At 71.2% G+C, this 11,482-nt stretch carries 9 protein-coding genes; all 9 read right to left on the bottom strand.

What is annotated here, in order from left to right:
* Window positions 1-160: 160 nt before the first annotated feature.
* Window positions 161-1,285 (bottom strand): pseudouridine synthase, encoded by a 1,125-nt coding sequence (locus tag AB0472_RS02690; RefSeq protein ID WP_366352764.1) that lies wholly within the window; start codon window positions 1,283-1,285, stop codon window positions 161-163.
* Window positions 1,285-1,938, bottom strand: a complete 654-nt coding sequence (gene scpB, locus AB0472_RS02685; protein WP_366352762.1) for an SMC-Scp complex subunit ScpB — start codon at window positions 1,936-1,938, stop codon at window positions 1,285-1,287. Before scpB ends, AB0472_RS02690 begins: the two co-directional genes overlap by 1 nt.
* Window positions 1,935-3,029 (bottom strand): segregation/condensation protein A, encoded by a 1,095-nt coding sequence (locus tag AB0472_RS02680; RefSeq protein WP_366352761.1) that lies wholly within the window; start codon window positions 3,027-3,029, stop codon window positions 1,935-1,937. The genes scpB and AB0472_RS02680 overlap by 4 nt, the downstream gene beginning before the upstream one ends.
* Window positions 3,030-3,067: 38 nt before the next feature.
* Entirely contained in the window at window positions 3,068-3,655 is a 588-nt protein-coding gene (locus tag AB0472_RS02675) for a hypothetical protein (RefSeq protein ID WP_366352759.1), read from the bottom strand.
* Window positions 3,640-4,767 carry a ParA family protein gene (locus tag AB0472_RS02670; RefSeq protein WP_366352758.1) on the bottom strand — a complete coding sequence of 376 codons (1,128 nt, stop codon included), beginning with the start codon at window positions 4,765-4,767 and terminating at the stop codon, window positions 3,640-3,642. The genes AB0472_RS02675 and AB0472_RS02670 overlap by 16 nt, the downstream gene beginning before the upstream one ends.
* 405 nt (window positions 4,768-5,172) lie before the next feature.
* Complete coding sequence (gene ald / locus AB0472_RS02665) at window positions 5,173-6,297, bottom strand: alanine dehydrogenase (protein WP_366352756.1); 1,125 nt, start codon at window positions 6,295-6,297, stop codon at window positions 5,173-5,175.
* A gap of 135 nt (window positions 6,298-6,432) precedes the next feature.
* Window positions 6,433-8,508: a tetratricopeptide repeat protein gene (locus AB0472_RS02660; RefSeq protein ID WP_366352754.1), complete on the bottom strand. Its 2,076-nt coding sequence runs from the start codon at window positions 8,506-8,508 to the stop codon at window positions 6,433-6,435.
* A gap of 174 nt (window positions 8,509-8,682) precedes the next feature.
* Window positions 8,683-9,309 carry an NUDIX hydrolase gene (locus tag AB0472_RS02655; RefSeq protein WP_366352752.1) on the bottom strand — a complete coding sequence of 209 codons (627 nt, stop codon included), beginning with the start codon at window positions 9,307-9,309 and terminating at the stop codon, window positions 8,683-8,685.
* An 85-nt stretch (window positions 9,310-9,394) separates the two neighbouring features.
* Window positions 9,395-11,065 carry a CTP synthase gene (locus AB0472_RS02650; RefSeq protein WP_366352751.1) on the bottom strand — a complete coding sequence of 557 codons (1,671 nt, stop codon included), beginning with the start codon at window positions 11,063-11,065 and terminating at the stop codon, window positions 9,395-9,397.
* Between the last annotated feature and the right edge of the window lie 417 nt (window positions 11,066-11,482).

Below are 11,482 nucleotides of genomic sequence, written 5' to 3'. Positions count from 1 at the left end.
GGCAACCCCCGGGGTGCCCCCTACCCCACCGCGCGAGCCCTCAGTGGCCGCCGGAGCCCCGTGCGCGGACATGGCGGCGGCCGGTCCCGGAGCACCCGGAACCGGCCGCCGCAGAGCCGCGCAGGCCCCTTCACGGGGGTTTCGCGGGCCCAGGAGAGCTCTAGAGGTCGACTTCCTTCATGAGCATCCCGACCTCGGTGTTGGACAGCCGGCGCAGCCAGCCCGACTTCTGGTCGCCGAGGGTGATCGGCCCGAAGGCGACCCGCACCAGCTTGTCGACCGGGAACCCGGCCTCCGCCAGCATGCGCCGCACGATGTGCTTGCGGCCCTCGTGCAGGGTGACCTCGACGAGGTAGTTCTTGCCGGTCTGCTCGACGACCCGGAAGTGGTCGGCGCGGGCGTACCCGTCCTCCAGCTGGATGCCGTCCTTGAGCTTCTTGCCCAGGTCGCGCGGGATCGGGCCGACGATGTGCGCGAGGTAGGTCTTCTTCACGCCGTACTTGGGGTGGGTCAGCCGGTGCGCCAGCTCGCCGTGGTTGGTGAGCAGGATGACACCCTCGGTCTCGGTGTCCAGGCGTCCCACGTGGAAGAGCCGGGTCTCCCGGTTGGTGACGTAGTCGCCGAGGCACTGCCGCCCGTCCGGGTCCTCCATGGTGGAGACGACACCGGCCGGCTTGTTCAGCGAGAAGAACTGGTAGGACTGCGTGGCGACGGTCAGTCCGTCGACGCGTACCTCGTCCTTCTCCGGGTCGACGCGCTTGCCCTGCTCCAGGACGATCTCGCCGTTGACCTCGACCCTGGCCTGCTCGATCAGCTCCTCACAGGCACGCCGGGAGCCGTAGCCGGCGCGGGCGAGGACCTTCTGCAGCCGCTCGCCCTCCTGCTCGGCGCCCGGGAAGGTCTTGGGGAGCTTCACGTCCTTCTTGCCCGCGTACCGCTCGCGGTTGCGCTCCTCGGCGCGGGCGTCGTACTCACGGGAGCTCGCCGGAGCCGTACGGCCGCGCCCGGTGCCCTGGCCCTGCCTGGGGCCGCCCTTGGCTCCGCCGCGCGCCGAGGCGCCCCGGCCGGACTTCGGTCCGTCCTGGGTGGCGCCGGGGCCCACGTCGTAGCGCCGCTCCTCCGGGCGCGGCTTCTTCGGCCGGCCGGCGCCCTGCTTGTCGTCGCGGGCGTTCCCGGCGCCGCGGTAGTTACCGCGTCCACCGCTGCTCCCGCCGCGGCCGCCGCTGTTGCCACCACGGCTCCCGCCGTTGTTTCCGCTGCTGTTCCTGCCGCTGCTGCTTCGCATCAAAGTTCCGTCTTGTCGTCTGCGTCCTCGGAATCCGGAGCGTCCGGATCGAACGACGGCACGCCTTCCTGGGTCTCGGCCTCGATCGCCTCGGCCTCCGGGAGGAAGGGCGCGAGCTCCGGGAGCTCGTCCAGGCCGCGCAGGCCCATCCGCTCCAGGAAGTAGTTCGTCGTCCTGTACAGGATCGCACCTGTTTCGGGTTCCGCGCCCGCCTCCTCGACCAGACCGCGCTGGAGCAGGGTGCGCATCACACCGTCGCAGTTGACCCCGCGGACGACCGAGACCCGGCTGCGGCTCACCGGCTGGCGGTACGCGACGACCGCGAGGGTCTCCAGGGCGGCCTGGGTCAGCCGGGCCGTCTGGCCCTCCAGGACCAGCCGCTCGACGGCCGGCGCGTACTCGGCGCGCGTGTAGAAGCGCCAGCCGCCCGCGACGAACCGCAGCTCGAAGCCGCGGCCCTGCGCGGTGTACTCGTCGGCCAGCGCCCGCAGCGCCTTCGTGATCGTCTGCCTCGGCCGCTCCAGGAGCCTCGACAGGTGCTCGACGGTGGCCGGCTCGTCCACGACCATCAGGACGGCCTCCAGAGCCGACTTCAGGTCGAGTTCGGCGACGGGCCGCAGCCCCGCCGGCAGCTCCGCGGTCTCCTCACTCACGCCTTCTCCTCCTTGGGCGGCTCGGGCGGCCGGTCGAACTCGTCGGTCACCGTCGGCTGGGTCCCCGCCTCCCCGCCGGTCCACCGCACGATCAGATCCCCGAGGGCGGTCTCCTGGTCGAGGGCGACGGCCTTCTCCCGGTACAGCTCCAGGAGTGCCAGGAAACGGGCCACGACGGTGAGCGTGCTGTCGGTGTCCTCGACGAGCACCCGGAAGCTGGCCTCCCCCAGCTCCCGCAGCCGCGCCACCACGATCCCCGCCTGCTCCTGCACGCTGACCAGCGGGGCGTGGATGTGGTCGACGTACACCTGCGGCTTGGGCTTGGGCTGCATCGCCTTGACCGCGAGCCTGGCGAACCCCTCGGCCCCGATGCTGATGACGACCTCGGGCAGGAGCTCGGCGAGATGCGGCTCCAGGCCGACCGTACGGGGCCAGCGGCGGGCCTCGTCGTCCAGGCGCCGGTTGAAGATGTCGGCGATCTGTTTGTACGCCCGGTACTGCAGCAGCCGCGCGAACAGCAGGTCCCGCGCCTCCAGCAGCGCCAGGTCGGCCTCGTCCTCGACCTCGGCGGCCGGCAGCAGCCGGGCGGCCTTCAGGTCGAGCAGCGTGGCGGCGACGACCAGGAACTCGGTCGTCTGGTCCAGGTCCCAGTCCGGCCCCATGGCCCGGATGTGCGCCATGAACTCGTCGGTCACCTTGGACAGCGCGACCTCGGTGACGTCCAGCTTGTGCTTGGAGATCAGCTGGAGGAGCAGATCGAAAGGGCCCTCGAAGTTGGCGAGCCGCACCTTGAAGACGCCGTCGCGCTGTTCCTCGGGTTCTGGAGGTCCGGGTTCCTCCTGCGGCTCGCCAGCGTTGTGGGCAGGCGTTCCGCTGGGCGATGGGGGTCCCCCCGCTCGAGCGAAGTCGAGAGTGGGGGAGGGTGGGCACAACGCCCCACCGGCCTCAGCCGGACCCACAACCTCAGCCGACGACCCGCCGTCCACGAACGGCACCGCTTCCGGCGCCGGAGGCGCGACCTCCGGTCCCCTCCCCAGCGCACGCCTGCGGCCGGCGCCGGGGCCGGTGGCGGGAACGTCGTTCGAGGTCATAGCCGTCGCAGGCTACCGCTTACCGCCCACTCGGCCGACTACCGACCCCGCAGCCGTCGTACGAGGATGCTCGCGTCCCCGCGGGACTCCAGATCCGCCAGGACCACGGCGACCGCCTCGCGGACGATCCGGCCCCGGTCCACGGCCAGCCCGTGCTCGCCCCGGAGCACGAGACGGGCGTGCTCCAGGTCCATCAGCTCCTCGGCGGAGACGTACACGGTGATCTTCTCGTCGTGCCGCTCCCGCCCGCTGGGCCGACGGGCGGGCGCCCTGCCCCCGCGCTTGCGCGGCTGGGCGTCGGTGCCAGAACCTTCCTGCGGTCCCGGCCGGCGCGGCCCGGCGGCCGCGATCGTGGTCGACGCCGCGTGGTTGCGGGACTCCCCGGCGTCGGCCGGCTCGGCGTCCGCCGCCACGTGCTCCGCGCCCTCCCCGTCGCCGCCCTGCACGGGCACCGACTGGGGTGCGTCCTCGGCTGCCGCTGCCGCCGTCTCGTCGCTCTCCCCCGCGGGAGCCGGCACCCGGGCCTCGCCGTTGACCGGGCGCCTGGGTGTGGACGGCTGCAACGCCATCCCCCCGGTCGTACGGAACAGTTCGTCGGCGCCGGGCAGACTCACTCGGCGTGACACCGGGCGAGCACCTCCCTGGCGAGCTGGCGATAGGCGGCGGCACCGACGGAGTTGGAGGCGTACGTGGTGATCGGCTCACCGGCGACCGTGGTCTCCGGGAAGCGGACCGTGCGGCCGATGACCGTGTGGTAGACGTGGTCGTCGAACGCCTCGACCACACGGGCCAGCACCTCACGGCTGTGGACCGTGCGCGAGTCGTACATCGTGGCGAGGATGCCGTCGAGCTCCAGCTCCGGGTTGAGCCGCTCCTGGACCTTCTCGATGGTCTCGGTCAGCAGGGCGACACCGCGCAGGGCGAAGAACTCGCACTCCAGGGGCACGATCACCTTGTGAGCGGCCGTCAGCGCGTTGACCGTGAGCAGGCCGAGCGAGGGCTGACAGTCGATCACGATGTAGTCGTAGTCGGGCAGCAGCGGCTTCAGGGCGCGCTGCAGCGTGGACTCGCGGGCCACCTCGGAGACCAGCTGGACCTCGGCGGCCGACAGGTCGATGTTCGAGGGCAGCAGGTCCATGTTGGGGACCGCGGTCTTCAGGAGGACCTCGTCGGCCGCCATGCCCCGCTCCATGAGCAGGTTGTAGACGGTGAGGTCGAGCTCCATCGGGTTGACGCCGAGACCCACCGACAGCGCGCCCTGCGGGTCGAAGTCCACGAGCAGCACCCGGCGGCCGTACTCCGCCAGCGCGGCACCCAGGTTGATGGTCGACGTGGTCTTGCCGACGCCGCCCTTCTGGTTGCACATCGCGATGATCGTCGCGGGGCCGTGACTGGTCACCGGGCCCGGGATCGGGAAGTACGGGAGCGGGCGCCCGGTCGGGCCGACGCGCTCGCGGCGCTGGCGGGCCGCGTCGGGCGCGAGCGTGGCCGCGTACTCCGGATCGGGCTCGTACTCGGCGTCGGGGTCGTAGAAGTGCCCCTCGGGCAGTTCGTCGTAGTCGGCGAATTGGTTGTGGGGCGCGCCACTTCCGTCGCCGGCCATGGCGTTCACGTGATGGCCATCCATGCTCTGGTGTGCTGTCCGCGTGGTCAGCGGACTCCGGGCTGCTGCGAAGGTACGCACCGCGACGGAGCCGACAGCCTCGAACCCCGCGGAACCCTGGTCCCGTACCGGCATTCCTGGTTGACCACCCCCGGGAGAAAATGTCGACTCATTCACAAGTCGTCTTACCTCCTTGGTGACCAGGAAACTTCTAGACAGGTCAGCGTGGCACTATGCCGACGGTTGGCGACTCTATGGCGTGTCGGGCGTTCGCAGCAACACAATCCGCCGGACCCGGCAGGATGTGTCGGCAATGAAACATCCCGCTGTCAAGGGCGTACGGCCGTCGCACAGCAGGTTTCACCGGTGTGCGAATCGGTCGAAGGGTTACGTTCGAGGCGAGTTGACCGCAAGTCGCAAAGTGACCATACACACATCCGGCCGGACCTTGTCGGGCAAGGTCCGGCCGGATGTGCGCGATTGACGCGGCTTGTTGACGTATCGCCTTTACGAAAAGGTGACTTGCCGGTCCGGGCCGGCTCAGCCGATGAGCGTGTCGAGGTCCACGTGCTCCAGGCCGTGCGCCTCGGCGACCTCCTTGTAGACGACCTTGCCGTCATGCGTGTTGAGGCCCTTGGCGAGCGCGGCGTCGCGGCGCAGCGCCTCGGCCCAGCCGTTGTCCGCGAGCGAGACGATGTACGGCAGCGTGGCGTTGGTGAGCGCGTAGGTGGAGGTGTTGGGCACCGCGCCGGGCATGTTGGCGACGCAGTAGAAGACCGACTCGTGGACCTTGAAGGTCGGCTCGGCGTGCGTGGTGGGACGGGAGTCCTCGAAGCAGCCGCCCTGGTCGATCGCGATGTCGACAAGGACACTTCCCGGCTTCATGCGGGAGACCAGCTCGTTGGTGACGAGCTTCGGGGCCTTGGCGCCCGGGATGAGCACCGCGCCGACCACGAGGTCGGCCTCCAGGCAGGCCTTCTCCAGCTCGAAGGCGTTGGACATGACGGCCTTGACCTTGGTGCCGAAGATCCGGTCGGCCTCGCGCAGCTTGTTGATGTCGCGGTCGAGCAGGGTCACGTCGAAGCCCATGCCGATGGCGATCTGCACGGCGTTCCAGCCGGAGACGCCGCCGCCGATGACGACGGCCTTCGCGGGCAGCACGCCCGGGACGCCGCCGGGCAGGACGCCGCGGCCGCCCGCGGCGCGCATCAGGTGGTAGGCGCCGACCTGCGGGGCGAGCCGGCCCGCGACCTCGGACATGGGCGCGAGCAGCGGGAGCGCGCGGCTGGGCAGCTCGACGGTCTCGTAGGCGATCGCCGTGGTGCCGGACTCCAGGAGGGCGTCCGTGCACTCCTTGGAGGCGGCCAGGTGCAGGTAGGTGAAGAGGGTCTGGTCCTTGCGGAGACGGTGGTACTCCTCCGCGATCGGCTCCTTGACCTTCAGCAGCAGGTCGGCGGTGGCCCACACCTCGTCGGCGGTGTCCAGGATCGTGGCGCCGGCGGCGGTGTACTCGTCGTCCGGGATCGACGAGCCGAGGCCCGCACCGCGCTCGACGACGACCTGGTGGCCGTGGCGCACCAGCTCGTGCACACCGGCCGGGGTGATGGCCACCCGGAACTCGTTGTTCTTGACCTCGCGGGGGATGCCGACCTTCACGTCGATCACGGTCCTTGGCTCAGAGGATGTGGGGGCATAGATGCACATACCCGGCACGCGGCGGCATACCAGGAGACACCGCGGAAGAACCGGCGGCAGAGCCAGTTTAATGAAGGCGTTCCGGCTGTCTAGCCTTTCATTGCATCAATCTTCGCCGGAAGCACTACGGATTTCGTAGGCGTTAGCGCCGTGTTCCGGGTCGGAGTCCAGGTCCGGAGGCCCGAAGAGGTCCGGCGGCTCCTCCCCCAGCATGCGCTCGGCGGCCGAGCGGTGCAGGCTCGCGGCGGTGGAGTCGCCGAGCCGCTCCAGCGTGTCGGCGAGCCGCAGCTGGAGCGCGGCCTGCAGCCGGATGTCCTCGGCGCGGCGCGCCCACTCCACCGCCTCCTGGCAGGTGCGCAGCGACTCCTCGGGCCGTCCCGCGTACTCCTGGACCCGGGCCAGCTCGCTCAACGCCCTTGCCTGCGCGGGCACGTCACCGTTCTTGCGGTGGCCGGAAACGGCCGCCCGCCACGCCCGGAGCGCCTCGCCGTAGCGGCCCGCGTAGGTGTGCGCACCGGCGATACGGCCGTAGAGCCGGGCCGCCTCGGCACGCTCGCCGCGGGCCAGGCGCTCGGCGAGGGCGCGGCCGAACCAGTCGGCGGCCCGGTCGTAGTCCCCCCGCTCCAGATAGGTGCCACCTACGGATTCCATTGCGCGACCGGTCGCGTACGGGTCATTTGCTCTGCGTCCGGCGTCCAGAGCTGACCGATATCGCACCAGTGCGTCCGCAGTCCGCCCGGTCTGCGCGTCCAGGTCGCCGAGGTTCAGCAGCGCGGCGGCCTGCTCGCGGGGCAGGTCCCGGCGCCGGGCGACGTCGAGGACCAACCCGTGGATGCCGTACAGGTCGGGGGCGGCGGCCTGGGTGCCGAGGTGCGCCACCATGGCCTTGACCAGCTGCGCCATCAGACGGCGGGCCAGTGTGTCGAGCTCGCCGTCGGCGACCGCCGCGCGGGCGGCGGCCAGCAGGGCCGGGCGCCGGACGCGCAGCCAGTCGGCGGCCGCCCGGGGGGTGGGGAAGCGCAGCTCGGGTGGGAGCGCCTGGAGCTTCTCGCGGGCCTGCGGGTTGTCGGTCTCGGTGATCGCCCGGCAGGACTGCAGCAGCCGTACCGTGCGCTCCAGCATCCGGGCGCGGGCCAGCTGGAGTTCGCCGGCCCGCTCCTGGCTCTCGGCCAGCACCAGGAGGAGCGGGTGCAGGCAGCCGGGGACCTCGTACTGGGGCAGCGCGGAGCCGACCGGGTGCAGCAGGCCGTGCCGGGCCAGCTCGTCCAGGGTGCTGCGGGCGGTGTCGACCGAGCAGCCGGCCAGGGCGGAGGCGGTGTGCGGGTCGGCCAGACCGGCCGGGGCCAGGCACAGCAGGCGCAGTATCCGCGCGGACCGGTCCGGCAGCTGGTCGTGCACGAACCGGAGGACCCGGGCCAGCGCGGTGCCCTCGTCCGGCTCCGCGTGCAGCCGTTTGGCGAGGTCGGAGACGGCCGCCTGGGGGCGGGCGGCGAGCCAGCCGCCGGCCAGGACGAGCGCGGCGGGCTGCGCCTGGCAGGCCTCGACCAGCGACTCGGCGGACCGGGGGTCGACGGTGATGCGGACCGCGCCGGTGTACCGGCTGAGCAGTTCCACGGCCGACTTGGTGTCGAGACCGCCCAGGGTGCAGGGGCGGACGTCCGAGATCCCGGTGAGCGGGCCGCCGGAGACGGCGACGGCCAGGCAGTCCGGGCTGTCGGGGAGCAGGACGTCGACCTCTTCGGCGCCGGGCGCGTCGTCGAGGAGCAGCAGCATCCGGCGCCCCGTGAGGGCGGTGCGCAGGGCGTGGGTGAGGTCGTCGGCGGCGGCGCCGGGCGGGGTGGGCAGCCGCAGGGCGGTGAGGAGGTCGCGGGCGGTGCGCTCGACGGGGACCGCGGTGCCGTCGGGATCGGTGAGGCGGGCGCGCAGCACCCCGTCGGGGTAGCCGGCGGCGACCTGCCGGACGAGTTCCGTGGCGAGGGCGGTGCGTCCGGATCCGGGTCGGCCGGCGATCAGCAGGACCCGGGCACGGGGAGCCTTGCGGCCGGCGATGGTGTCCAGGCCCGCGCGCTCGATGTCGGCGCGCAGTTCCTTCAACTCCCTTGTGCGGCCCAGGAACCGGTCGTCCGTGGCCGCGGGCGCCGACCGCCGCACGCCGCCTGTGTCCACCGCCTGATCCGTCACGGGCCACACTCCCGTCCCACCGCACACGCAGGCCCGCCGGGGCTCCGGTTCGGGCGTTTCGGCTCAATCGCGTCGAGCCTAGTTCACGTGCGCGGACGTTCCCGGCAGAGCGTGGCGGGCGCATCGCCCGATCGGATCAGGCGATGGTCACACCGGCGCTCCCGGAGGGTGGGCTCAGGACTCGAAGGGGCGGGCCGGCCAGGGCGCGTCCGCCGGGCGCAGCGCGTCGAGGCCGTCGCCGGTGCGGGCGGCGACCAGCGACAGCACACCCGTCACCAGGCAGTTGTTGTGCAGGTCGCCGGCGAGGACCAGGCGGACCAGCTCGTCGACCGGCACGCGCGCGTACTCCAGGTCGATCTCCTCGTGCTCGGTCTCGAACCGCTCCCCCTCGGCCTCGGCCAGGTCCCGGGCGAGGAAGATCCGCACCGCCTCGTCGCAGCCGCCGGGGGTGGTGTACAGGTCGGTCAGCACCCGCCAGTCCTCCGCCTTGACGTGCGCCTCCTCGTACAGCTCGCGCTGGGCGGCGTGCAGCGGGTTCTCGCCGGGGATGTCGAGCAGGCCGGCCGGGATCTCCCAGAGCTTCTGCCGTACCGGGTGCCGGTACTGGCGGATGAGCAGGACCCGGTCCTCCCCGTCGAGGGCCAGGACGGCGACCGAGCCGGGGTGGACCTGGTAGTCGCGCCGTACCACCGAACCGTCGGGCATGACCACCTCGTCCGTGCGGACCGAGGTCTTGTTGCCCACGAAGGGGGTCTCCGTCGCCCGGATCTCCCACTCCTCGGGGGTGTCCTTGATCGTCATGCCGTGCCGCCTTCCACGTGCAGAGGAGAAAACCGGGGTGCGCACCTTTGAAGGTATGCACCCCGGCCACCGTACAACCGGTGTGTTACTTCGCATTCTCCTGCTCGACGGCGCCCTGCTGACGGGCGACCGCGGCCTTCACCAGGCCCGCGAAGAGCGGGTGCGGGCGGGTCGGACGCGAGCGCAGCTCCGGGTGGGCCTGGGTGGCGACCAGGTAGGGGTGGACGTCGCGCGGGTACTCGACGTACTCGACGAGCTTGCCGTCCGGGGAGGTGCCGGAGAACTGCAGGGCGGCCTTCTTCTCCAGCTCCGCGCGGTAGGCGTTGTTCACCTCGTAGCGGTGCCGGTGGCGCTCCTCGACGTACTCCTTGCCGTCGTACACCTCGCGCACGATCGAGCCTTCGGCCAGCTTGGCCGGGTACATGCCGAGGCGCATGGTGCCGCCCATGTCGCCCTCGCCGGCCACGATGTCGAGCTGCTCGGCCATGGTGGAGATGACCGGGTGGCCGGTGGCGGAGTCGAACTCGGTGGAGTTGGCGTCCGGGATGCCGGCCAGGTTGCGGGCGGCCTCGATCACGATGCACTGCAGGCCCAGGCAGAGGCCGAGCAGCGGGATCCGGTTCTCGCGGGCGTAGCGGATGGCGCCGACCTTGCCGAGCACGCCGCGGTCGCCGAAGCCGCCGGGGATGCAGATGCCGTCGACGTCGGCGAGCTGCGCGGCGGCGCCCGCCTGGGTCTTGCAGTCGTCCGACGTCACCCACTTGATCTTCACGCGGGCCTTGTTGGCGAAGCCGCCGGCGCGCAGCGCCTCGGTGACCGAGAGGTAGGCGTCGGGCAGGTCGATGTACTTGCCGACCAGCGCGAGGGTGATCTCGTGGTCGGGGTTGTGGACGCGGTCGAGCAGGTCGTCCCAGGTCCGCCAGTCCACGTCCCGGAACGGCAGGTCCAGCTTGCGGACGACGTAGGCGTCCAGGCCCTCGCCGTGCACGGTCTTCGGGATGTCGTAGATCGAGCGGGCGTCCGGGCAGGCGACGACCGCGGCCTCGTCGACGTCGCACATCAGCGAGATCTTGCGCTTGATGGCGGTGGGCACCTCGCGGTCGCAGCGCAGCACGATCGCGTCGGGCTGGATGCCGATGTTCCGCAGGGCGGCCACGGAGTGCTGGGTGGGTTTGGTCTTCAGCTCACCGGACGGGCCGATGTACGGCAGGAGCGAGATGTGCACCACGAAGACGTTGTCCCGGCCGACCTCGTGCCGGACCTGGCGGACGGTCTCCAGGAACGGCAGGGACTCGATGTCGCCGACCGTGCCGCCGACCTCGGTGATGACCACGTCGACCTCGTCGGTGGCCATGCGGCGGATGCGGTGCTTGATCTCGTTGGTGATGTGCGGGATGACCTGGACCGTGTCGCCCAGGTACTCGCCACGCCGCTCCTTGGCGATCACCGTCGAGTAGACCTGACCCGTGGTGACGTTGGCGGAGCCGTCCAGGTCGCGGTCAAGGAAACGCTCGTAGTGGCCGATGTCCAGGTCGGTCTCGGCACCGTCGTTGGTGACGAACACCTCACCGTGCTGGAAGGGGTTCATCGTGCCCGGGTCGACGTTCAGGTACGGGTCGAGCTTCTGCATCACGACGCGCAGGCCCCGGGCCTTGAGCAGCATGCCCAGGCTGGAGGCCGTCAGGCCCTTGCCGAGCGAGGAGGCGACACCCCCGGTGACGAAGATGTGCTTGGTCGTCGTAGATTTCGGCGGCATGGCCAAGAGGGGGCTCCCGTGGTCGCGGTCTGTCATGCGGTACGGCTGCCGTCCGGGCGTTTCCGGGGGTGGTGCCGTCGCTGCGGTTCGGGGGATTCACGCCCACCGGTCCACGGGCTACCAGGGTATCAGCGCCGCGGAGAGATGGCTTCCGGCCACGCTCCGTACACACGTCGGCACGGACACGGGACCTCCCTTACCGGCTTTTCACCCAGGGCTCACCCGTTCGGCCCACACGGGTTGCCCGGAGCGGCACGCAGATCATCTACGTGCGTCGTATCCTGCTCGGACACTCGCTGCCGAGCCCGGCCGGAAAACACGGCACACCCCCGCCCGTACTCCCGGAACAACGAGAGCTTGGCAGTTCGTTGAGCTATGACTGTCGTTTTGCCTCAGGGCACGGCGGGCTGCTTTGCT

The sequence above is a fragment of the Streptomyces sp. NPDC086777 genome, from assembly GCF_040702065.1.
Taxonomy (GTDB): Bacteria; Actinomycetota; Actinomycetes; order Streptomycetales; family Streptomycetaceae; genus Streptomyces.
This window is presented reverse-complemented; position numbering and strand designations above follow the sequence as displayed.